Genomic DNA, 23,880 nt, shown 5'->3' with positions numbered 1-23,880 from the left:
ATGGAACAGCGACTAGAGGCAACGGAACAAGCCCTCCAGCTGATTGAAACGTTAAAGGGAAAGCACGGTGCCCTCCTGTTTCATCAGTCAGGTGGATGTTGTGATGGCAGTTCTCCTATGTGTTTAAGTCAAGATGATCTGATCATCGGTGACAGTGATGTATTGGTAGGTACTGTAGCCGACTGTCCTTTTTACATGAATGAGCAACAGTATGAGTATTGGAAACATTTCCGTATCTTATTGGATGTAAGAGAGGGAAGGGGAGGAGTGTTCTCCCTGGAATCCACGGAAGGCATGCGCTTTATCACGGATTCTAAATTGATCAAAGCCTGACATGTGATGTTATGGTTTTCCTTTTCTAAAATTCTTTTTTGGAGACAACCTATTGTATAGGTTGTCTCTTTTCTATTGTCTGAATCTACTATTTTTAATCATTACTAATTTAAAATAATTATAATTTGTGATTGACTTTCATTCTCAATTGAGTAGAATATAACTGTAATCACATAATAATAATTATAATTTAGAGGAGTGTTTGTAGTGGATAATAGAAAACTAACAACGAATCAAGGCGCGCCAATTGGCGATAATCAGAACTCAATAACAGCAGGAGAAAGAGGGCCTACACTGCTAGAAGATTATCAACTAATTGAGAAGCTTGCCCACTTCGACAGAGAAAGGGTTCCAGAAAGAGTCGTCCATGCAAGAGGAGCGGGAGCGCACGGGGTATTCGTGACGAAAAACAGCATGAAGAAATATACAAAAGCCGCCCTTTTTCAAAATGCCGGTAAAGAAACCCCTGTATTTGCTCGTTTCTCTACGGTTGTCCATGGTCAGCATTCTCCGGAAACATTGAGGGATCCCCGTGGATTTGCTGTAAAATTTTACACAGAAGAGGGAAACTGGGATTTCGTGGGTAACAATCTTCCCGTTTTCTTCATACGGGATGCCATGAAGTTTCCGGACATGGTTCATTCCTTAAAGCCCAATCCTCAAACAAATATCCAGGAACCTGAGAGGTACTGGGATTTCATGTCCTTGACCCCGGAATCAACGAATATGCTGCTTCATCTCTATACGAATGAGGGCATTCCTGCAAACTATAGACAAATGCGGGGATCGAGTGTTCATGCCTATAAATGGGTAAATGAAGCGGGGAATTCCGTATATGTAAAATTAAGATGGAAACCTAAACAAGGCATTGAGAATCTATCTTCTGAAAAAGCAGGAGAAATTCAGGGGAAGGACTTTAATCATGCAAGTCGTGATTTATATGAATCAATTGAGAATGGGGATTTTCCTGAATGGGATCTTTATGTGCAGGTACTCGATCCAATGGAAATGGATGAATATGATTTCGATCCCCTGGATGCAACAAAGGATTGGCCGGAAGATGACATTCCACCACAAATTGTCGGAACGATGATGTTGAATCGAAATCCTGAGAATGTCTTCGCGGAAACAGAATCAGTCGGTTTCAATCCCGGAGTGCTGGTGAATGGAATGTTGCCGTCAGAAGATAAATTATTACAAGGAAGACTTTTCTCCTATTCAGACACACAACGTTATCGAATCGGAGCCAATTACCTTCAGCTCCCTATCAACTGTCCATTCGCTCAGGTCGCGAATAATCAGAGGGACGGGCATATGCCAATCAAGCAGCAGAAGGGGTCTGTGAACTATGAGCCAAACAGCTTTGATGATACGCCGAAAGAGGTTGCTGGCTATACAGAAGTGCAGCAGCCGATGACTGGTGAAAGAGGGAGGCAGAAGATCCGTAAAACAGATGACTTCGGTCAAGCGGGAAGCATCTACCGAAGTTATCCTGATGAAGTGAAAGAACAGGTGGTGAAAAATATTTCTGCAGAGTTATCCACCATTGACGAAAGAATCGCCCTTAGAGCCATATGCAATTTCTTTCGGGCAGATGAAGAACTTGGAAAGAGGCTGGCGGATCGAATTGGTATGGATTTGTCTCCTTATTTGCAGCATATGTCATAAAATGAAAATGGAATGGAAGGGTACCAGACTCTTAATGAGGACTGGTGCTCTTTTTTTGGAAAGGATAGAGGAGTAAATGGGAGAGGTTTTTATATATGAACCGTTATGTTGACTTATCTACCGTTTAGGAAATTTATTAACCCTAAATCTGAATTTATCGACCGTATTTTCAATTTATCAACCGTAATTTCAGGATATCGACCATTCTACATAAATCGACAAAATCACCGGACTCCATTCGAAAATCCCCTATACCATAACAAAAAACCACTTCCCCAAAAAAGAAAGTGGCCCCCAAAACCCATCAAAATGAACTCCGCTCAATCCCATACTTCCGGATCCGGTACTGCAGATTCTGCCTGCTCATCCCGAGTGATTTCGCTGTTTTGGTGATATTGAACTCGTGGTACTTCAGTGCTTTCTGGATATAATAGGTTTCAGCTTCTTCCATGAAAAGCTCCAATGGCTTGATTTCTGTTCCTGATTGATAGAGAAACTCCGATTCATCCTGGTTTTGATGACCGATTGCTGCATGATGGATTCTCTGCCTGAAACCGAATGGAAGGTGGTTGAATCCGATTTCTTCTTCGAATCCCACCAGATTAAATGCCCCCTCGATGACGTGCTCAAGCTCACGGACATTTCCCGGCCAGTCATACTGTTGGAATATCTCCCACACTTCATCGGAAATCCCTTTGATGTTCATAGCAAAATGATGATTGAACTGATCGATGAAATAGTTCACAAGTTCCGGCATATCTTCTTTTCTCGAACGGAGAGAAGGGATGAAGACCGATACGATGCTCAGTCTATAATAAAGATCCTTCAAAAGGCGTCCCTCTGCAATGGCATCGATTGGATCTTCGTTCACTGTCGCCATCACCCGAACGTCAAATGGAAGGTCCGTCCCTTTCGAAAGGAAGTTTAATAGCTTCTCCTGAAGGGAAGGGGTTAATGAGTTGATTTCATCAAGCAGGAGTGTTCCGCCCTGGGCCTGCTGGAATAAAGACGGTCGGTGATCTTCAGAGGATTCCACTTCACCTTCAATGGTAAAGAGCATTTCTTCAAGCATATCGTCCCGCAAAGATGAACAGTTTTGCGTAATAAAAGGGTGGTTGGCACGGGCACTGTCATTATGAATACTTTGAGCGAACAATTCTTTTCCTGTTCCGATCTCCCCACAGATCAAAACCGGGGAAGAGGTCCTCGTCGCCTGTTTTCCGGTTTCTACAGCTACCTGTAGGCGGGGATGCTTGCCGATGATGCTGTCAAAGGTGAAAAAGCTGCTGGACTTTTTATGTACTTGATCTCTCATCACTTTTTCAAGCTTGGTGATGTCCCTGGCAATTTCAATGGCTCCGATCAGCACATCACCGTGAAAAATCGGAAAGGTGTCATTCATTGTCGTGATTTCAATTCCGTTCATATTGAAATATGTTTGCTTCACATTGAGAGTGGGTTCTTTTGTAGTTAGGACCTTCAGAAGGGTGCTTTCTTCCTCGGAGTGGAATTGGAAAACATCCAGCAAATTCTTATCCAGGACGTCTTCGATTTCCATCCCTTCAATTTCACGCATCTTTCGATTGTAGATGATGGTCCTTCCTGTCGAGTCGATGACATGAACGCCTGATTCCAGATGTTCGGCGACTTTCTCGTACATATACAACCGTTTTTCAAGTTCCAGCATACGGTCTCTCTCCTTTTCAAAGTCTTGGATTCTAATGGCAAATGTATTTGCTGATCTATAGTCACTTCAGGTTATATTTTCAAAAAGAATGGGATAATAGAAAATTTTAAAAAAACTCTTGAAAAACGCAACTATCTTTTGCATTATTATAAGTGTAAGGGTTTTCTAAATGCAAATATTTTTTGCATACCTGTTAATGTCCCTTGTCACTCCGGATTAAGTGTGGAAGTTGGAGAAGCCTGTTGATACAGGGGCTCTCTCCTTGTATATAAATATTGAATTGTTTTTACTACGTTAGGAGGAACCTATTATGGCAGTTAGTACTCATTCGATTATTGAACAAACAGAAAAGTATGGTGCGAAAAACTATCATCCCCTACCAATCGTCATCTCAGAAGCTGAGGGTGTTTGGGTGAAAGATCCTGAAGGAAATAAGTATATGGATATGCTAAGCGCTTATTCAGCAGTAAACCAGGGACATCGCCATCCAAAAATCATTCAGGCGTTAAAGGATCAGGCAGACCGTGTGACGTTAACATCCCGTGCATTCCATAATGACCAATTGGCCCCTTGGTATGAAAAGATTTGTAAACTGACAGGTAAAGACATGGCTCTTCCAATGAACACCGGTGCAGAGGCAGTGGAAACGGCAATCAAAACGGCTAGACGCTGGGCTTATGATGTGAAGGGTGTAGCTGAAAACAGTGCAGAAATCATCGCATGTAACGGTAACTTCCACGGAAGAACGATGACAGCTGTTTCCCTTTCTTCAGAAGAGGAATACAAGCGCGGCTTCGGCCCGATGCTTCCAGGGATCAACTTGATTCCTTACGGTGATCTGGAAGCGTTGAAAGAAGCGATCACTCCAAACACAGCAGCTTTCCTTATTGAGCCAATCCAGGGGGAAGCAGGAATCGTATTTCCTCCTAAAGGCTTCATGAAAGCGGCATATGAGCTATGTAAGGAAAACAATGTCCTATTCATTGCAGACGAAATCCAGGCAGGTCTAGCCCGTTCCGGTAAAATGTTTGCGTGTGAGTGGGAAGATGTGAATCCTGATATGTACATCCTAGGAAAAGCATTGGGTGGAGGAGTATTCCCGATTTCATGCGTTGTAGCAGACGAGGAAGTGCTCGGCGTATTCAACCCTGGCTCACACGGATCTACTTTCGGAGGAAATCCAATGGCATGTGCTGTTTCAGTTGCATCCCTGGATGTGTTGATCGACGAAGATCTCGCCGGCCGTTCCCTGCAAATGGGAGAATACTTTATGAGTAAACTTCGTGAGATAGATAATCCTATGATTAAGGAAGTTCGTGGCAGCGGTTTATTCATTGGTGTTGAGCTAAGTGAACCTGCTCGTAAATACTGTGAACAACTGAAAGAAGAAGGACTGCTTTGTAAAGAAACACATGACACAGTGATTCGTTTTGCTCCACCGCTTGTCATCTCACAAGAAGACTTGGATTGGGCAATTGAGAGAATCAAGAAAGTATTGTCTTGATACTAATTCGGGTAAGAAGATTTTTTTCTGAAATGGGTCAAAACACATAGGAAAATAAAAATTATTTCTTTCCCAAGTCAATGGTTTAAGATACGGTAATATGTTACAATTACAACGTTTCAGATCACATAATAAAGAGGCGAATGTTTACAATGGGAGAAAACCTTAATCTGTTTACTTCTACACAGCATGTCATTAATGATGCTTTATCGAAGCTTGGATATACGGAAGAAATGTATGAACTTCTGAAAGAGCCTATTCGTATGTTGACCGTCCGGATCCCTGTAAGAATGGACGATGGCAGTATCAAAGTATTTACGGGCTACCGTGCTCAGCATAACGACGCAGTCGGTCCAACAAAGGGTGGGGTACGATTCCATCCTGAAGTGGATGAAGAGGAAGTAAAGGCTTTATCTATGTGGATGAGTTTGAAATGCGGTATTGTGGATCTGCCATACGGTGGAGGAAAAGGCGGGATCATCTGTGACCCGAGAACGATGTCTTTCACTGAACTGGAGAAGCTGAGCCGTGGTTACGTTCGTGCCATTAGTCAGATTGTCGGTCCGACGAAGGATATCCCGGCACCTGATGTGTACACAAACTCTCAAATCATGGCATGGATGATGGATGAATACAGCCGTCTTCGTGAAAATGACTCACCAGGGTTCATTACTGGAAAACCGATTGTCCTTGGTGGTTCCCAAGGTCGTGAAAAGGCAACAGCTCAAGGTGTGACCATCTGTATTGAACAGGCAGCAAAGAAACGTGGCATCGATATTAAAGGTGCACGCGTCGTCATCCAAGGTTTTGGAAACGCCGGCAGTTTCTTAGCGAAATTCATGCATGATGCCGGTGCGAAGGTAATCGCCATTTCAGATGCTCATGGAGCCCTCCATGATCCGGCTGGCTTGGACATTGATTATCTGTTAGATCGTCGGGATAGCTTCGGTACTGTTACGACTTTATTTGAAAACACAATTTCGAATAAAGAATTATTGGAGCTCGAGTGTGACATTCTTGTGCCTGCAGCGATTTCAAACCAAATCACGGAAGAAAATGTCTATGACATTAAAGCATCCATTGTGGTAGAAGCTGCGAATGGTCCGACTACCTTCGAAGCAACACGAATTCTTTCTGAAAGAGGGATCCTCCTTGTTCCGGATGTACTTGCGAGTGCGGGAGGGGTAACGGTTTCTTATTTCGAATGGGTTCAGAACAATCAGGGGTATTACTGGACAGAAGAAGAAGTAAACGAGAAGCTTTATGCTAAACTTGTCGAAGCTTTCAACAATGTATACGAAACATCTCAGAATCGTCGAGTGAATATGCGACTAGCCGCATACATGGTCGGCGCACGCAAAATGGCTGAAGCCTCAAGATTTAGAGGTTGGGTGTAACGATCGCATGAATGAAAGAACGTATTCTCATTTTCCAATGAGATGCGTTCTTTTTTTAGTCTTAGAAGGAATTTATGTAAGAATGTAGAAATGGTTAAGAAGCGTTGAATTTGGGTAAAATCATTGAAATTGACAATGAAATGATTGTGATGCATGATATTTATGTTCTTGTGTTTAAACCATTAAACATTAAAGATTCGGAGGGGAAATATGTCTACTGAACTATTGATAGAAGAAGCTTCTTCTGAAGCGATTGAATCCAGTCTGCAAACGCATAAGAAATACTTCAAGTCCGGGGTGACCCGCCCCATTCAATACAGAAAAGATTTGTTAGAGAAATTTTCTACCGTTATTAAGGAACATGAAGCAGAAATCATCAATGCCCTTAAAAAAGATTTAAATAAGTCGGAGATGGAGACGTATGCGACGGAAATCGGCATCCTCCTCGAGGAAATCCGATTCGTGCTGAAGCATATCGATGAGTGGGCAGAACCCAAAAAAGTAAAGACGGCGAAAACACATATTGGTTCTAAAGCGTATACGGTACCGGAGCCCTACGGAGTCACATTGATCATCGCACCATGGAATTATCCGGTCCAGCTTGCATTGGCCCCGGTCATCGGAGCGATTGCAGCAGGAAATACAGCGATCATTAAACCGTCGGAGCTCACACCTACCACCTCTGCACTACTGGCTCAAATGATCAACACACACTTTGATCCAAGACAGCTTTTTGTCATTGAGGGAGGAGTGGAGACGACACAAAACCTTCTGAAGCAACCGTTTGATTATATCTTTTTCACAGGAAGTGTGCCGGTCGGGAAAGTGGTCATGGAGGCAGCCGCAAAGCAGTTGATCCCCGTAACCCTCGAATTGGGTGGAAAAAGCCCCTGTATCGTGGACGAAACGGCGGATATCCCCCTAGCCGCAAAGCGGATCGCTTTCGGGAAAGTGACGAACGCCGGGCAAACCTGTATTGCACCGGACTACCTATTTATCCATAGTAGCAAGAAAGATGAGTTCATCACTGAATTTAAGAAAACCGTGATTGAATTCTATGGGACGGAACCATTGAAGAGTGATAAGTTCGGGCGAATTGTAAACGAACGGCATTACAATCGTTTAACAAGCTATTTGGAAGATGGGGAAATCCTTTTGGGAGGGAATGTGGATCCTGTCGGTTTGAAAATCGAACCTACGTTAATGAAGCCAAGAGATTTCTCGGTAGCGGTGATGCAGGATGAGATATTCGGTCCTGTCTTTCCTGTCATTGAGTATGACGATCTGGAAGAAGTCATCGACTTTGTGACAGAGCGTCCGAAACCCCTTGCCCTTTATCTATTCACGAGCAATCCCATAACTGAAGAGAGGATCAACGGATCGATCTCCTTTGGTGGAGGGTGCGTGAATGATACACTTATGCATATCGTCACACCTTACCTTCCTTTTGGAGGGGTAGGCGAAAGCGGAATCGGGAATTATCACGGAGAATCAAGTTTTTCAACCTTCTCCCATTATAAGAGCATTTTGAAGCAGACGACGAAATTCGATATGAGCTTCCGTTATCCAAGTGGAAGATTCGGTATGCAGATCATCAAAAAGTTGTTGAAATAGAAAAGGTGACCCGGGATGGGTCACCTTTATTTGTTGAGGTGCTTTTTATCTTGTTGGTTCTGTATGTGGTTCTCTTTCAAGCTCTTCCGTCGGTTTGAATAACAAACCAAGGTTGATGAGGCCGGCGATTCCGACTAAACCGTAAACGATCCGGGATAAAGCTGCACCTTGTCCACCGAATATCGCTGCGACAAGATCGAATTGAAAGAAACCGATAAGTCCCCAGTTGACAGCCCCGATGATGGTAAGAACCAATGCAATACGTTGAATTCCACTCATGTTGTTTTCCTCCTATTTTCAATGGCTCATTTATAAGTTTCCCCTTCCGTCCATTCCTATTCAATGTGCCCATAGTAAAATTTCCTTGTGCAAGTTCTTTGCAATTTGGGGATGATATATTCGATAATAGAAAATGTGTTGAAAACATTTTGGGTTACGAAACAAGTGGACCCTTATTAATACAAGGAGGTAACAAGCAATGAATGAATTTACTTTTTATAATCCGACTAAATTAATTTTTGGTAAAGGACAAGTAGAGCAGTTGAAAGAATTGGTACCTCAATATGGTAAAAAGGTGCTCGTCGTTTACGGTGGTGGAAGCATCAAACGTAATGGTCTTTATGACCAGGTCATGTCTCTTCTCAACGAAATTGACAGTGAAGTATTCGAGCTATCAGGTGTAGAACCGAACCCGCGTCTTTCTACAGTTAGACGTGGTGTGGAGATGGCCAAAGAAAATAATATCGATTTCATTTTAGCCGTTGGAGGCGGAAGTGTCATCGATTGTACGAAAGCCATCGCTGCCGGTGCAAAGTATGAAGGAGATGCGTGGGATCTTGTGACGAAGAAGGCTTTTGCCAAAGAAGCACTTCCGTTCGGAACGGTTCTTACCCTTGCGGCGACGGGTTCTGAAATGAATGCCGGGTCGGTTATCACAAACTGGGAAACAAACGAGAAATATGGCTGGGGCAGCCCTGTGACATTCCCTCAGTTCTCCATCCTGGATCCTGAAAATACGTTCACTGTACCAAAGGATCATACAATCTACGGAATGGTCGATATGATGAGTCACGTGTTTGAACAGTATTTCAATAATGCTACAAACACACCGCTTCAGGACCGTATGTGTGAATCTGTCTTGAATACTGTTATTGAAACGGCACCAAAGCTGATTGAGGATCTTGAAAACTATGAGCTACGTGAAACAATCCTTTACTCCGGTACAATTGCCCTTAATGGGATGCTTCAAATGGGCTACAATGGTGACTGGGCAAGTCATAACATCGAGCATGCCGTGTCAGCCGTATATGACATCCCGCATGCCGGTGGACTTGCGATCATCTTCCCTAACTGGATGAAGCATAACCTGAAAGTGAATCCTTCACGTTTTGCCCAACTGGCAGTGAGAGTATTCAATGTAGATTCAGCAGGTAAATCAGAAGAGGAAGTGGCGCTTGAAGGAATCGAGAAGCTTCGTGAATTCTGGTCTAGCTTCGGTGCTCCATCACGCTTAGCGGATTATGATATTGACGACAGTCAATTAGATCTTATGGCCGACAAAGCAATGGCAAACGGCGAATTCGGTAACTTCAATAAATTGAACAAAGAAGACGTTCTTGCGATCTTAAGAGCATCACTATAAGAAATTGGGGAGGGACGGACCTTTTGAGGTCCGTCCTTTTTTTTGATGGGGTTTCAGTTCTAGAAAATAAAGTTAAATGGCTGGTTTTTGAGCGATTTCGGCTTAATTATCTTGTGGATTGGCTGGAATACTTCTCTTTTTAGCTGGAAAAAGTGGAGAATCGGCCGGATTTTCAAGTAAGGCAAGCAGAATCCCCATTTTTCTATTGTAGAATCCTTCAACAGGCGGTTTTCTTGTTAGTAAATAGGGGAATATAAGCGGGTGAGAACCGTCATGAATAAAAATTTTTCATGCACGCGCTTACATAAAGGGAGCTTTCTTGATTCTCAGGTCAGCTTTCGATAAAGTGAAATAGAAGAAAATAATTTAATCGGAGGATGGTTATGACACACATTCGTTTTGATTATTCAAAAGCGTTATCGTTTTTTGGAGAACATGAACTTACATACTTAAGTGATGCCGTTAAGGTTGCTCATCATTCATTACATGAACAAACAGGTGCAGGGAGTGACTTCTTGGGCTGGATTGACCTGCCAGTTGATTATGACAAAGAAGAATTTTCACGCATTCAGAAGTCAGCCGAGAAAATTAAGAGTGATTCCGACATTCTGTTGGTAATCGGAATCGGCGGATCTTACCTGGGAGCACGTGCAGCGATCGAAATGCTGAACCACAGCTTCTACAATGCCCTTCCGAAAGAGAAGCGTTCCACTCCTCAAGTGTTGTTCGTGGGACAAAACATCAGCTCCACTTATATGAGAGACTTGATGGATCTTCTGGATGGAAAAGACTTCTCCATTAATGTCATCTCAAAATCAGGTACAACGACAGAGCCGGCACTTGCATTCCGTATCTTCCGCAATATGCTTGAAGACAAGTACGGAGTGGAAGAGGCCCGTAAACGTATTTATGCCACAACGGATAAATCGAAGGGTGCCCTGAAAACATTGGCAACGGACGAAGGCTATGAAACATTTGTTGTTCCTGATGACATCGGAGGACGCTATTCGGTTCTGACTGCAGTAGGATTGCTTCCCATTGCCGTAAGCGGTGTAGAAATAGAGACGATGATGAACGGTGCTGCTCAGGCACGTGAAGATTTCGGAAAATCGGAACTGACTGAGAATCCTGCATACCAATACGCTGCGGTTCGTAACGCACTTTACAACAAAGGAAAAACAATCGAAATGCTCATTAACTATGAGCCTGGATTACAGTACTTTGCTGAATGGTGGAAGCAGCTGTTCGGGGAAAGTGAAGGGAAAGACCAAAAAGGGATTTATCCTTCCTCAGCAAACTTCTCTACGGATCTTCATTCTCTTGGTCAATATGTTCAGGAAGGCCGTCGTGATATTTTCGAAACGGTCATCAAGGTGTCAGAGCCCCGTCATGAGCTTAAAATCGAGAAAGCGGACAGTGACCTGGATGGCTTGAACTATTTGGCAGGTGAAACAGTGGATTTCGTGAACAATAAAGCGTTCGAAGGTACATTGCTTGCCCATACAGATGGTGGAGTCCCTAACCTGATCGTAGAGATTCCTGCTATGGATGCATACACATTCGGTTACCTCGTGTACTTCTTCGAGAAAGCATGTGCTATGAGCGGATATCTTCTAGGGGTGAATCCATTTGATCAGCCGGGAGTGGAAGCATATAAAGTGAATATGTTTGCCCTTCTTGGAAAACCTGGCTTTGAAGAGAAGAAAGCTGAACTTGAAAAACGCCTTAAATAATATAAAAAGAGCACCGAGTGGAAACTCGGTGCTCTTTTTACATTTTTCTTTCCCTTTAGGAGAAACTATCCCTAAAAGAAAGGGGATGCATCCATGTGATTGAGCTTTCATCGACTATCGAAGGAAAACATTATCAACTGTATAAGCTTGAACAGCTATTAAAGCCGCTTGGATATTCGATCGGCGGAAATTGGGATTATGATCACGGTTATTTTGATTATAAAATTGATGACGAGGTTGGATATCAATTTTTAAGAGTGCCGTTTACCTCAGTTGACGGGCAATTGGATTCAAGAGGGGCTACGGTTGAATTCGGAAAACCGTTCCTACTCTCCCATAAGTATCAGGTTGGTTTAGACGATTTTGCGTCAACAGGAAGCTTCTCGGGCTCTGTCAATCAATTCTCGGAACCGCAGGATCCAGATGCGAGCTTTCCTGAAGAATACATTTCTGTAGGAAAGGAACTTGTAAAAGAACTTGAAAATACGTTGTTTTCTAGTTAGAAATCACAAGCAGTTCGTCTGATTGTTCAACGATTGTCGTTAAAGGAGGATTCACAGTTGTGTTTTCTCCTTTTTTTATGCCTAAAAGGATGACGTTGTTCTTGAGAAGATGTCCACTAAGAGAATGGAAATTTTCATTGATGTACTCTTCTGCAACAGGAACCAGCTTCAGATTATTTCCTTTAAGGTGATTCAACAGCTTTAAGATCGTTTTAGACATACCTTGAGAAATGATGCTGTTCATCATTACATAGCTTGTCTGCATATTCGTCTGAATGACTTCATCGGCCCCTGCCCGCTTCGCATTCGCGACCTGATCTTTCTGAAGAATCTCGACCACTGTATACAATTCCGGGTGGTTCCCTTTAATGGCAAGAAGCGTCAAGACGGAATTCATATCCGACGTGATTTCATCTTTATTTTGATCGGCTGTAATAACGGCTATCGATGCTTCCTGCAAATTGACTTTCTTCAGGATCGCATCCTTGAAAGGGGTTCCCTTTACAAAGTGAATATGATGATTGTTATAAGGGTTCTTCTGGAGGGTTTCATCGACCAAAATGATATCACAACCTGACTGAAGGGAGGTAAGCTGATTGATCACTTCCCGTGCACGCTCATTCCAGCCTACAATCACGACATGTTCTTTTCCTTTGAACGTGGCCTTTCCTTCCAGGTAGGCATTTTGTGTCATGACGGTTTCCGCTGCCAGAGTGACAAAATAGGTGGAAAGAAAGCCTGCACCAACCAGGATAAGCACAATCCCGAGAAGTCTTCCTTCTAATGTTAATGGAACAAAATCGCCATATCCTACTGTGGATGTAGTAATGATCGCCCACCAGATGCCGTCGAATAATGAGGGAAAGGTGTCAGGCTCTATGAAATGAATGATGGTACCAAATGAAAGCATCAGCGTTATGGCGATCATGAATATCCGAATAACTAAGGGCCAGCGCAAGAACCCGTGAAACAATTGCTGTACCATTCTACCAGCTCCTTTTTCATCTGCACTGACCATTATTTCCTTTTCAGGTTCGTCTCATAACTACTCCAGCCATTCTTTCTTTAATAAACTGTACATATACGCATCATACGCATGGTCACCTTGAAGAATATAGTCCCTCAGCAAGCCTTCCTGCTTGAAACCAAGCTTTTCCACCACTCGCGAAGACGCCTTATTATAAGGGACGATCACCGCTCCGATGCGATTCATTCCTTTATCCATAAACAGATAGTTAAGTAAAGGAGAGAGTGCCTCACCCATGATTCCTTTTCCCCACTGATCAGGGATCAGATCGTAGCCTATCTCGCACCGCTTATAAGCCTTGGAAATGCCGTGAAAACCGCATGTCCCGATCATCTTATCTGTTTGTTTCTCCACAATGGCAAAGCGCATGGGTCCGCCTAAATCCAACTGCTTTTCATAATTCTCCACCATGCTGACGACAACGTCTTTGGATTGAATCGGGCTCATCCCGAAGTACTTCAGAACGTCGTCGGAAGTATAGAGTTCATAAAGGAAATCGACATTTTCCATGGTGATTTGTCTCAGTACCAATCTTTCTGTTTCAAATAATGGATATTTTTCCAAATATATCAACCCCTTGTAAAGGAAAGTATACCATGGAATATCTACAGGGGAACAAGAAAGTTTCATGGTATCCCTGACATCGTTTATGAGCCTACCTAAATCTTAAAATCGCTGAACTAGACATAAAAAAGCCCCTGTCTATCAGACAGAGGTGGAAAAATCTTTATACCTGCAAATTGTGTTTACGGTCTATCTTTCTTTGAAGATCATCCACATGAATGAGAAGTGAAGGATCCAATCCAGAGATGGATGATTGACCAGATAGGGCGAGGGTCAGATCAAGATCTGCCATGACATTCCGGATCACTTCCTTGACTCCTTCCTCACCGGCCAGGGTCAGTCCGTACATATAAGGTCTTCCTAACAGAACCGAACTTGCTCCAAGGGCCAATGCTTTCACGACATCGGCTCCCCGCCGGATTCCACTGTCGAATAATACAGGTATCTTTCCGTTCACAGCGTTAGAAATAAGCGGCAACGAGTCCAAGGCACCAATTGCTCCGTCCACCTGTCTTCCGCCATGATTGGACACAATGATTCCATCGATTCCATGATCGACGGCGAGTTTTGCGTCTTCAGGATGTAAAATGCCTTTAAGGAGGATCGGAAGGGTTGTGTGTTCTCTCAAAAAGCTTAAATCAGCCCAGGTCAGACGGGCATTTCCGAACACTTTGGCCCAAAGGAGGGCGGCTGCCTTCGGATCGGATTCGGGTGGATGTTTTAACCTTGAGCGAAAAACAGGATCGCTTACGTAATTACCGACTCCTTCCCCGGATAAGAAAGGAAGATACGTGTTTTCAAGATCTGATTCCCGCCAGGCCATCATAGGGGCGTCCAAGGTTACGACGATTGCAGAATATCCGGACGCTTCCGCCCTCCCAAGCATGCTGGCTGCAATCTCCGGGTCGCTGCTCCAATAAAGCTGGAACCATCTTGGGGCATCACCCATGACAGCAGCGATTTCTTCTAAAGAATAGGTAGAGGCGGAGCTTGCAATGAACGGGACATTCATGGAAGCTGCCGCGCGTGCAGAGGCCAACTCCCCTTCAGAATGAACGATGGATTGCACTCCGATCGGGGCAAGCATAAGGGGAGAAGAGTAGGTTTCTCCAAATAACGTCACTTCAAGGTCACGCTGCTCCACATTATTCAGCATCCGAGGAACAATCTGCCAACGGTCGAGGCTATCCCTGTTGGCACGCATCGTCTCTTCGCCGCCGGCACCTCCCGCAACATAATAATAAGGACCGTCTGCAAGTTTTTCCCGTGCCCGTTGTTCAAGCTCTTCAAACCGGAAGGGGATGGAGGGACGGACCTTCCCCTGATAGATTTCATTTTGGACTTTGTTTCCATATTGGCGCATGTATTCGTCTCCTTTCTATCATGCCGAAGGGGTGCTAATAGAAAAAGGAAGCGTATGTCATCGGCGGGGCTATCCTTTTATATGAAAATCGTACCGTCAATAGACAGAATAGTCAATCTATTTACGAAAGAAAGAGACCGACCACGTAGACCGGACTCCTTCGTTTATATCCCAACCTGCTCTTCAATCGCATCCAGCTTTTTATCAAGCTCATCAGAAACGGTCTTCACTTCTTCGTGTTTCTCTGATTCAAGGTCCGCCAGATAGTTTCTTATTTTCTCCTGACGATCATCTAAGAGAGAAGAGATGGCAGAGCGTTTCTCTGAATCAATGAGTGAATCCTTTTCAAGCTGATTGAGTGTTTGGGATAATCGATTGTCTTCATTTTGCAGCATGGACTGATAAGTGGAGACAATCCCCCTCAAGGCATAATAATGGTCGACTGTGGTCCACACATTATCACTGAACCGATTGACCGCCCACCATCTCCACGTGTTTTTATTGATCGCTTCTTTCCATACATTTTCAATCTCGGAAAGTTGTTGTTTCGTTTTCACGGACGAGTATTCTCCACCTCCGGTTTCTGCAACTCTCTTCAATTGTTCATCGGCTTCTGTGTCCACATCAAATCCGATGATATTGATTTTGACATTGGTATTGTCCTCTTTCACTTTTTGAGCTGCCGCAACCGGATTGCCATCGCAAGTTTCGATCCCATCGCTCACAACGTAGATGAAGTTCTCCGTATTTTCGTCACTTTGGGAAGACAGTTGTTCGTTGGCTAATTCGATACTTGATGCCAGCGGGGTCCATCCCTTTGGATCAAATTTATTCAATGAATCTGAAAAGGCCGAAACGTCATATGGTTGAAGAGGGTAGAATGATTCGACGGCTTTACAGGACATCTCTTTGTCTGCATCGCTTCCGGTCCCCTTGTGTCCGAACGCGATGAGGGAAACATTCACGGAATCCGGAAGTTCCTCTGCAAGACGAGCCAGGCTTTCCTTGGTAAGGGACATCTTGCTTTCACCGTCCACCTTGGCCTTCATGCTCCCGCTCGAATCAATCAAAAAGGCCACATTGACCTTCTTGTCTTGTTTCTGAGTGATTTCATCCATCTCGATATCCTGCAGGAGCCGGCCATCGGGCAATTTCAGTTCATCGTAGACGACTTCATAATTTTCAAGTTCAGAGGCAATGTCCCGGTATCCTGTTTGAAGGCTGGAGAGGATGGAGTGTGCCCACTCTTTTTCATTCCACTGTTCGGTTTCTTTCGAGTCGACACTATCTATATAGTGGTCGATGGCGCTACCTGTAGCTGCTTTATACTCTTTGGGATTTTTGGACCAACTTTGTTTCTTTATGTATTTTTGATAGAGTTCACCAGGGTCTGCGCTGATCCACTCTTCAGGGGTGATGCTTGATATATCCACTTCTTTAGAGACTGTAGTGGTTTCTTCCGGATGATTGGCTTCTTTGTCCTTTGAAGAGGCATGTTCTGAATCTTCCTGACATCCCGTTAATAGAATAAAAAGGGATGTACATAGTAAAAATGGTTTAAGGCTTTTCATTTCATGCTCCTTTTTCGTTTGTATTTTTATCCATAAATTTACTTTTATTTACTACCCGTTGGTTTGTGACCATAAACCAATCATTTGTTTAAGTGACCGTTGGTGAACGTCCTGTTTTTCGTACCCAATAAAAAAAGCGTCCTTATAAATAATAAGGACGCCTTTTTACGGTATGGAGCATAGCGGGATCGAACCGCTGACCTTTTGGCTGCCAGCCAAACGCTCTCCCAGCTGAGCTAATGCCCCGTGAATCGGTCAAGATTTATTATAAGGAAAATTCATGCTATTCGTCAATGTTTTTTTGAAATATTATTTGTTTTCGTTAGAAATTCTTTCACCTGGCCAAGTCGGATTCTTCCATGAAGGGTAAAAGGTGAGGCAATGATAGATTTCGTCCGCTCCTGTCACGGACTGACAAATAAACTAGAGTGACAAACATACATTTTACTAGATTTAGGTGATAAACCAGTCCATCTGTTTAAGGGTGAATATACATATAGGGAATAGGACATGCAGAGGAAACGGTGTATGTCATCTTTTTAGAAAGGAGGATAAATATGTCTTTCACGATCGGAATGACGATTTTTGTATTCGTGATGACGATGGTAGTGATTTTTTTGAGGCCGGGCGGGATGAATGAGGCGTGGCCAGCCTCAATAGGGGCGTTGATCATCTTTTTTATGGGGACGGTATCCCTTACTGACGTTGCAGATATCATTGATAAGATAGGGGGGGCATCCATTACCATCATGGCAACCATTGTCATGGCGGTCATATTAGAAAGCTTCGGGTTCTTTCATTGGGTAGCTGCCAGGATGGTGATATTGTCTAAACACTCAGGATATCGCTTATATTGGTACATTCAATTGCTTTGTTTCACCATGACTCTCTTATTCAATAACGATGGAAGTATCCTTATTACAACCCCTATCTTGATATTGCTCCTGAAAAACCTTCGATTAAAACCACATGAAATGATCCCGTATCTATTGAGTGGAGCACTCATTGCCACCGCATCAAGTGCACCGATTGGAGTAAGTAATATCGTGAACTTGATTGCACTTGAGATTGTTCACATGTCCCTCTATATGCATACCGCCATGATGTTTGTACCCGCAACATTGGGGTTGGTGTTCATGTCAGCGCTGATGTTCATCGTAGTGAAGAATAAACTACCGAGAACATTGCCGCAAACCACCTATGATGTGGAAGAACGTTTTTTCACAAAGAATTTCCATCCGCTGAAAGGGACGATTTCAGTGGAAACAAAGAAAAAACGAACAGCATTCATGTTGAAAGTGCTCCTGTTTGTCTTCATCATGCGCGTTCTCCTTTTCGTCGCTTCCTTCCTTGCCATTCCAATAGAATTGGTAGCCGTACTGGGATCCATCGTATTACTGCTATGGAGATGGTACCATTTAGGCACGAACCCATTGGATATTTTGAAAAAAACACCGTGGCATATACTGATATTTGCTTTTTCCATGTATGTCATCATATATGGATTGCATAATGCGGGTCTGACGGAGATGCTGGTTTCGTTTTGTGAGCCGATTGTCAACCAGGGGCTGATGCAGGCAAGCTTTATGATGGGGGGATTAGTTTCCATTCTTTCAAATCTATTTAATAATCATCCCGCTCTTATGGTTGGAACGATTACGTTGACGGAAATGGGGTTGGACCCCGTAACCCTCAAGACTATTTATTTGGCCAATGTCATTGGAAGTGACATCGGTTCCTTGCTTTTACCGATTGGAACCCTGGCCTCGCTTATATGGATGCATATATTGAGACAGCATAACATTAAAGTAAACTGGAAGGATTACTTCAGCGTTTCCTTAATCGTCATCCCTGCAGCAACGGTCGTATCATTATTCTTCTTATTTTATTGGGTACAGATGGTATTTGCATAATAATAAAAGCGGTAAACAATGTATTGTTCACCGCTTTTCGTGTTCCATCTTCATTTTGCATTCTTACACTTTCATTTATTCAACTGTTTTAAATCCTCCACCAATGTCAAAGCTTCTTCATCGGCAATCACGGTCACATTCGGATGGCGGTTTAAGATAGAAGCAGGAAAGTCCTCTGAGACTTCACCTTCCATTAATTTCTTCAATGCCTCTTGCTTAGCCTGACCAGAGATGAGGAGGAGGATTTCTTTACTTTTCAAGATCGTTGCAATCCCCATCGTAATGGCATGTGTCGGGACTTCATCAGTGGAATCGAAGTAACGGGCGTTGGCTTCACGAGTGGATTGAGCAAGTTCGACAATATGAGTCTCTGAATCAAAAGAGGTACCCGGTTCATTAAACCCGATATGACCATTACTCCCAATTCCCAGTACTTGAAGATCGATTCCGCCACAGGATTCAATCATGTGATCATACGCTTTGCATTCCCCGACAAGATCGACGGCTTTTCCTGAAGGAATATGGGTGTTTTCGGATCTTATATTGATATGATTGAATAAATTTTCCTTCATGTAATGGCAGTAACTGTTTGGTTGATCGCCGGATAGTCCGATATATTCGTCCAGATTGAAGGAGGAAACATGCTGATAAGATGTATTATTTTCCTTATGGTCCTGGATCAATGCTTCATACAGCCCTTGGGGTGTACCGCCTGTGGCTAATCCCAGGGTCAATTTATCGGATTTTTTGATGTTGGATAATAGATAGTCCGCAGCGACTTGACTCATTTCATGGTAGTCTTTCACTTCAATTAGTTTCATGAGTATCATCCTCTCGAATATAGGCAAATTTCCCTTTACATAGCGTTGTGTAAACGTCTTTGTTTTCGTCTAATATAACGATGTCTGCATCTTTCTGGAGGGCGAGACTTCCTTTCCGGTCAAAGACATTTAATTGTTTGGCCGGATTTTCAGAGGTCATTTTTATCGCACTGGTCATATCACTTGAGGTGAAATCCTGAATGTTCATGAATGCATCTTTCATTTTCAGGACACTTCCTGCCAAAGTGTTCTCATCCAATAACGCCTTTCCGTCCTTAACGGTCACCGTTTGTCCTCCAAGATCATACTGACCATTCTTCAAGCATTTCGCTCTCATGGAATCCGTGATGAGGATCAGCCGTTCATCTGATATCTGATTATATGCCAGCTGAATGACTTCCGGACGAACGTGGATGCCATCAGAAATCAACTCCACCATCAATTCCTTTCGTAAGAAGGAGGCGCCGACTATCCCTGGCTCACGATGATGAAGGCCGGTCATTTGATTGAACAGATGGGTCACATGGGATAAGCCGGCATCAATTGCCTCCCCGACCTCATCGAAGGAAGCGCTGGAATGCCCCACAGATGAGATGATGCCATGCTCTTTTAAATAACGGATCAATTCGTAGTCATGATCAAGCTCGGGTGCGAGAGTGACTACTTTTATTTGGTCTTCGGCAAGAGTCTGCCAGTGTTTGAATGTAGCGACACACGGCTTTCGGATTTGGCTGAGAGGCTGTGCCCCTGCCTTGTCCGGATTGATGAAGGGACCTTCTAAATGGAGGCCGAGTATTTCTGCATGACCTGCTCTTTGATGCTTTAAAATATAGTCTGCTGTAGCCTTCAAAGCCTTTTCAATGGCATCGGATCCTTCTGTCATGGTCGTTGCAAGAAAGCTTGTGGTCCCTTCTTTCGGAAGTGTCCCTGTCATCGTATCAAGGGCTTCCTGGGTCGCATCCATAGTGTCCGCACCGTTTACACCATGGATATGAATATCTATCATTCCCGGGACAACACTATACCCATTGGGAACAGTCAACACATGATACGATTTTGAGTCGGTTAGCTGGGAACGGGTTCCCATTTCGGTGATGATTCCATTCTCTATTTTCATAAAACCATATTCATAAACTTGATTTTCTGCATAGATGTTTCCACCTAGAATAAGCAGCTTCTCTTTATTTATGGTCATTGATATCACTCCTCGAGTACTCTACACCTATACAATACCACCATAAAGTATAGATGTCTATACCAGTTGGGTGTGGACTGTGAATATTTTAATGGGAGACAAGAGAGAGCCCATATAAATAAAATTAAATTCATAAAATTGGTATAGACATCTATTCCTTTTTAATGATATGATTCTGCCTAAGCGCTTTCATTTGAAACAAAAGGAGAGAATGATATGTTAGGTTTTTTACAACGAATCGGTAAATCGCTCATGCTTCCAATCGCGGTTCTTCCGGCAGCGGCACTATTGCTCCGCTTAGGACAGGATGATCTGTTAGGGATCGCTTTCATGTCCGAAGCAGGAGATGCTATATTTAAAAACTTGGCTTTAATCTTTGCCATTGGGGTGGCGATTGGATTTTCGAAAGATGGTAATGGTACAGCCGGATTGGCTGGTGCGATTGGTTATCTCGTCTTAACAGGCGGACTGAAGGCACTGGACCCAGATGCCAACATGGCGATTTTCGGAGGGATTATATCGGGGGTTGTGGCTGGACTATTATACAACCGCTTCAATGATATTAAACTTCCGGCATGGCTCGGTTTCTTCGGAGGCAGACGTTTCGTTCCGATTGTGACGGCTGCATCCATGGTCGTCCTTGCAGGTATATTTGGGATTGTCTGGCCGCCGATCCAGAGCGGGATCAATTCTATCGGTGAATGGATCATCGGTGCCGGAGCAACGGGTGTAGGTGTATTTGGTTTATTAAACCGTCTCCTCATCCCGGTTGGTTTGCACCACGTATTGAATACATTGGTTTGGTTTGAATTTGGGACATTTAAAGATGCAGCAGGAGAAATCGTGAAGGGGGATATCCCTCGCTTCTTCGCAGGGGATCCAACAGCCGGGTCGTTCCAAACAGGATTCTTCCCCATTATGATGTTCGGTCTTCCGGCAGCTTGCCTGGCCATGATCGTAACAGCTAAAAAGCACATGCGTGCAAATGTAGCGGGAATGTTGATCGGATTAGCTCTTACTTCTTTCTTAACAGGGATCACAGAGCCGATTGAATTCAGCTTCATGTTCTTATCGCCCGTACTTTATGGGATTCATGCAGTACTGACAGCGAGCTCGATGGTCATCACTTACGTACTTGGCATTCACCATGGCTTTGGTTTCTCTGCGGGTGCCTTTGACTACATTCTGAATTTCAGTATCGGTCAAAAACCGTTGCTATTATTAGGAGTAGGATTACTTTATGGAATCATCTACTTCCTCTTATTCTCCTTCTTGATCAAGAAGTTCAACCTGAAGACTCCGGGTCGTGAAGATGAGGAAGAAGTGGTCGTAGCAGATCAGGGTTCAAACGGTAACAGTAAATACGAAGTGATGGCTGCTCATTTCATGCAAGACCTGGGTGGTAAAGATAACCTTGCGGCGATCGATAATTGTGCCACACGATTACGTTTGCAAATCCATGATGTCACTCTGATAGACGAAAAAGCCTTGAAAGCTCATGGGGCGAAAGGTGTGATGAAGGTGAATGATAAAAATCTTCAAGTCATCGTAGGGACCGATGTAGAATTCGTCGCTGACGAATTGAGAAAGTTGTATTAAATGGAGCAGGCTTAATACTCTTAAATGAACCGTCGGCACGATTCTGATAGCCCCGGAGAATTGTCTGTTATTAACATCGTGATTATAATAAAATAGAACATAGATCCGTTAGATTGAAAGGAGAAACGTTCGTGGTTAATAAAAATTCTCCTCTTCCTTTGTATTATCAGTTAGAAGAACATCTTAAACACTTAATACAGTTTGAAGAGCTAAAACCAGGGGATGCCCTTCCTTCTGAGAGGGAGCTTGCCGAATCGTTTAAAATCAGCCGGATGACCGTGAGACAGGCGATCACCAATCTGGTGAATAAAAATGTACTATACCGAGAAAAAGGGCGTGGAACATTCGTCTCCCACCGGAAGATCGAACAAAGCTTGCAAGGATTGACAAGCTTCAGCGAAGACATGAAGAGCCGGGGGATGGAACCTGGTAATAAATTGCTGCATTTCGAAATCTCTCCTGCAGGAGATGATATCCAGGAACTTCTTTCATTGGAGGAAGAAGAACTTGTGTATACAATGAAGCGTATCCGACTGGCAAATGGTGAGCCGATGGCACTGGAAACGAGTTATATCCCGGTGAAACTCCTACCAGGACTGAATCAGGAAATATTGGAGAGATCCCTGTATCACTATATAGAAAGTGAACTGAACCTTCACATCAGCCATGCCACTCAATCGGTGGAAGCGGCGATCGTGTCTGAAGCAGATACGAAGCATCTGAAGGTGAAGAGCGGAGAGCCGGTGCTCTTCATTCAACGGGATTCATTCCTGGAAGACGGTACTCCTTTTGAGTTGGTGCGATCCATTTATAGAGCAGACAAATATAAGTTTAAAATCAATTTGGACAGACTGTAAAAAAAGAGCAGGGGCCCCGCTTCATAAGGGTTCCTGCTCTTTTGTATCTTATAGTCCTTTTGTTAACAGGGGTATCCGCCTGCTGTACTTCTCAATCAATCCTTCGTTATGATCGTTTGAACCATCCACGTTTCCGCTGATGAAGATAGGCGGCTCAAAACCTTCTTCAACCATATGTTCAATGGCCCCGGCCATAACGCTGTTCAAAATCGCAGCCCCGACGACGGTCGAGGAAGGGGAGAATGGAACAGACACCCGTTCGTCGGTCAGGACAGCATCTCCTACGACCGAGTGATTGTTAATGGCAAGATCCACTACTTCACTTAAAAATTTTCCGCTTTGATGTCTGGATGTTTCATTCTCAACGTAGTCAAAGGAACTGATGGACACAACATAAGCTCCCGTCTCTTTTGCGAGAAGGGCAACCTCGATGGGAACGGGATTTTTCCCGGAAGTGGAGATGACAATCACTACATCTTGGTTCTGAATATCCTGCCCATTCATGAAATCGGCCGCATATCCTTCCGATTTTTCTAGTTGGGAAGAACGTACGGCTCCTTCATGTAGCATGAGGGGCTCGACTAAAATGGGGTTGATGGGAACCAGTCCCCCCGCCCTGTAGAATACTTCTTCAGAAAGGATGTGAGAATGACCGCATCCGAAGAGATGGATGATGCCATCTTGTTGAATACAGGAAGAGATTTTTTGAGCAAGTCTAGCTATTTTATCAGCTTCGGTTGTTTGAACAGCTTGCAGCTTTTCCTGGATTTTTTCAAAGTAGGTTGTAATCATGTTCTTCCCACTTTCCTTTTTTCTTTCAGCATAACATATTGATCATGAAATGTTTCACTCAGGTCCACTACCTGCTTCGTAATGTTTGTTATAGTGT

Annotated in this window: 20 protein-coding genes and 1 tRNA gene; 11 read left to right on the top strand and 10 right to left on the bottom strand. The window is 43.6% G+C overall.

Going from position 1 to position 23,880, the window contains the following annotated elements; genetic code table 11:
• Entirely contained in the window at positions 1 to 333 is a 333-nt protein-coding gene (locus LCL96_RS22080; protein ID WP_224945384.1) for a DUF779 domain-containing protein, read from the top strand.
• 207 nt (positions 334 to 540) lie between these two features.
• Positions 541 to 2,001: a catalase gene (locus LCL96_RS22075; RefSeq protein WP_224945382.1), complete on the top strand. Its 1,461-nt coding sequence runs from the start codon at positions 541 to 543 to the stop codon at positions 1,999 to 2,001.
• A 304-nt stretch (positions 2,002 to 2,305) separates the two neighbouring features.
• On the opposite strand, the gene LCL96_RS22070 is transcribed toward LCL96_RS22075, so the two are convergent.
• Positions 2,306 to 3,688, bottom strand: a complete 1,383-nt coding sequence (locus LCL96_RS22070) for a sigma-54 interaction domain-containing protein (protein WP_224945380.1) — start codon at positions 3,686 to 3,688, stop codon at positions 2,306 to 2,308.
• A gap of 310 nt (positions 3,689 to 3,998) precedes the next feature.
• Here LCL96_RS22070 and LCL96_RS22065 point away from each other — a divergent pair, with 310 nt between their 5' ends.
• The 3 genes from LCL96_RS22065 to LCL96_RS22055 all read left to right on the top strand — a co-directional run bounded on the left by LCL96_RS22065 (position 3,999) and on the right by LCL96_RS22055 (position 8,203).
• Entirely contained in the window at positions 3,999 to 5,192 is a 1,194-nt protein-coding gene (locus LCL96_RS22065) for an ornithine--oxo-acid transaminase (RefSeq protein ID WP_263628286.1), read from the top strand.
• Positions 5,193 to 5,344: 152 nt separating this feature from the next.
• A complete protein-coding gene (locus LCL96_RS22060; RefSeq protein ID WP_224945377.1) occupies positions 5,345 to 6,589 on the top strand; it encodes a Glu/Leu/Phe/Val family dehydrogenase in 1,245 nt (414 codons plus the stop codon).
• A gap of 210 nt (positions 6,590 to 6,799) precedes the next feature.
• Positions 6,800 to 8,203, top strand: a complete 1,404-nt coding sequence (locus LCL96_RS22055) for an aldehyde dehydrogenase (protein WP_224945375.1) — start codon at positions 6,800 to 6,802, stop codon at positions 8,201 to 8,203.
• Between the two features lie 45 nt (positions 8,204 to 8,248).
• Here the strand turns inward: LCL96_RS22055 and LCL96_RS22050 are convergent, their stop codons facing one another.
• Positions 8,249 to 8,482, bottom strand: coding sequence for a DUF378 domain-containing protein (locus LCL96_RS22050; protein WP_224945374.1), 234 nt, complete (start codon positions 8,480 to 8,482; stop codon positions 8,249 to 8,251).
• A gap of 199 nt (positions 8,483 to 8,681) precedes the next feature.
• On the opposite strand from LCL96_RS22050, the gene LCL96_RS22045 reads away from it, so the two are divergent.
• The 3 genes from LCL96_RS22045 to LCL96_RS22035 all read left to right on the top strand — a co-directional run bounded on the left by LCL96_RS22045 (position 8,682) and on the right by LCL96_RS22035 (position 12,081).
• Positions 8,682 to 9,845, top strand: a complete 1,164-nt coding sequence (locus LCL96_RS22045; RefSeq protein ID WP_224945372.1) for an iron-containing alcohol dehydrogenase — start codon at positions 8,682 to 8,684, stop codon at positions 9,843 to 9,845.
• Positions 9,846 to 10,228: 383 nt separating this feature from the next.
• Positions 10,229 to 11,578: a glucose-6-phosphate isomerase gene (locus tag LCL96_RS22040; protein ID WP_224945370.1), complete on the top strand. Its 1,350-nt coding sequence runs from the start codon at positions 10,229 to 10,231 to the stop codon at positions 11,576 to 11,578.
• 95 nt (positions 11,579 to 11,673) lie between these two features.
• Positions 11,674 to 12,081 (top strand): YugN-like family protein, encoded by a 408-nt coding sequence (locus tag LCL96_RS22035; protein ID WP_224945368.1) that lies wholly within the window; start codon positions 11,674 to 11,676, stop codon positions 12,079 to 12,081.
• Here LCL96_RS22035 and LCL96_RS22030 read toward each other — a convergent pair.
• From LCL96_RS22030 to LCL96_RS22010, 5 genes are all read right to left on the bottom strand, one after another.
• Complete coding sequence (locus LCL96_RS22030; RefSeq protein WP_224945366.1) at positions 12,074 to 13,066, bottom strand: potassium channel family protein; 993 nt, start codon at positions 13,064 to 13,066, stop codon at positions 12,074 to 12,076. The two genes, LCL96_RS22035 and LCL96_RS22030, sit on opposite strands and share 8 nt — an antisense overlap.
• A gap of 60 nt (positions 13,067 to 13,126) precedes the next feature.
• A complete protein-coding gene (locus tag LCL96_RS22025) occupies positions 13,127 to 13,672 on the bottom strand; it encodes a GNAT family N-acetyltransferase (RefSeq protein ID WP_224945364.1) in 546 nt (181 codons plus the stop codon).
• Positions 13,673 to 13,835: 163 nt separating this feature from the next.
• Positions 13,836 to 15,035 (bottom strand): lactate 2-monooxygenase, encoded by a 1,200-nt coding sequence (locus tag LCL96_RS22020; protein WP_224945362.1) that lies wholly within the window; start codon positions 15,033 to 15,035, stop codon positions 13,836 to 13,838.
• 164 nt (positions 15,036 to 15,199) lie between these two features.
• Complete coding sequence (locus tag LCL96_RS22015; RefSeq protein ID WP_224945361.1) at positions 15,200 to 16,606, bottom strand: vWA domain-containing protein; 1,407 nt, start codon at positions 16,604 to 16,606, stop codon at positions 15,200 to 15,202.
• A 173-nt stretch (positions 16,607 to 16,779) separates the two neighbouring features.
• Positions 16,780 to 16,852: transfer RNA gene (locus tag LCL96_RS22010), tRNA-Ala, on the bottom strand.
• A gap of 311 nt (positions 16,853 to 17,163) precedes the next feature.
• Here LCL96_RS22010 and LCL96_RS22005 point away from each other — a divergent pair.
• Positions 17,164 to 18,519 carry an arsenic transporter gene (locus LCL96_RS22005; RefSeq protein ID WP_224945359.1) on the top strand — a complete coding sequence of 452 codons (1,356 nt, stop codon included), beginning with the start codon at positions 17,164 to 17,166 and terminating at the stop codon, positions 18,517 to 18,519.
• A 71-nt stretch (positions 18,520 to 18,590) separates the two neighbouring features.
• On the opposite strand, the gene nagB is transcribed toward LCL96_RS22005, so the two are convergent.
• Together nagB and nagA are read right to left on the bottom strand one after the other, a co-directional pair.
• A complete protein-coding gene (gene nagB, locus LCL96_RS22000; RefSeq protein WP_224945357.1) occupies positions 18,591 to 19,340 on the bottom strand; it encodes a glucosamine-6-phosphate deaminase in 750 nt (249 codons plus the stop codon).
• Positions 19,327 to 20,535 (bottom strand): N-acetylglucosamine-6-phosphate deacetylase, encoded by a 1,209-nt coding sequence (nagA, locus tag LCL96_RS21995; RefSeq protein ID WP_224945355.1) that lies wholly within the window; start codon positions 20,533 to 20,535, stop codon positions 19,327 to 19,329. The genes nagB and nagA overlap by 14 nt, the downstream gene beginning before the upstream one ends.
• A 216-nt stretch (positions 20,536 to 20,751) precedes the next feature.
• On the opposite strand from nagA, the gene nagE reads away from it, so the two are divergent.
• Positions 20,752 to 22,134 carry an N-acetylglucosamine-specific PTS transporter subunit IIBC gene (gene nagE / locus LCL96_RS21990; RefSeq protein ID WP_224945353.1) on the top strand — a complete coding sequence of 461 codons (1,383 nt, stop codon included), beginning with the start codon at positions 20,752 to 20,754 and terminating at the stop codon, positions 22,132 to 22,134.
• Positions 22,135 to 22,265: 131 nt separating this feature from the next.
• Positions 22,266 to 22,991: a GntR family transcriptional regulator gene (locus LCL96_RS21985; RefSeq protein WP_224945351.1), complete on the top strand. Its 726-nt coding sequence runs from the start codon at positions 22,266 to 22,268 to the stop codon at positions 22,989 to 22,991.
• 48 nt (positions 22,992 to 23,039) lie between these two features.
• Here LCL96_RS21985 and LCL96_RS21980 read toward each other — a convergent pair whose 3' ends face one another.
• Positions 23,040 to 23,783: an SIS domain-containing protein gene (locus LCL96_RS21980; protein WP_224945349.1), complete on the bottom strand. Its 744-nt coding sequence runs from the start codon at positions 23,781 to 23,783 to the stop codon at positions 23,040 to 23,042.
• Positions 23,784 to 23,880: the final 97 nt, after the last annotated feature.

The organism is Rossellomorea aquimaris (assembly GCF_020172085.1).
Lineage (GTDB): Bacteria > Bacillota > Bacilli > Bacillales > Bacillaceae_B > Rossellomorea > Rossellomorea aquimaris_E.
The sequence above is the reverse complement of the archived record's forward strand: the minus strand, read 5'-3'. Positions and strand labels throughout refer to the sequence as shown.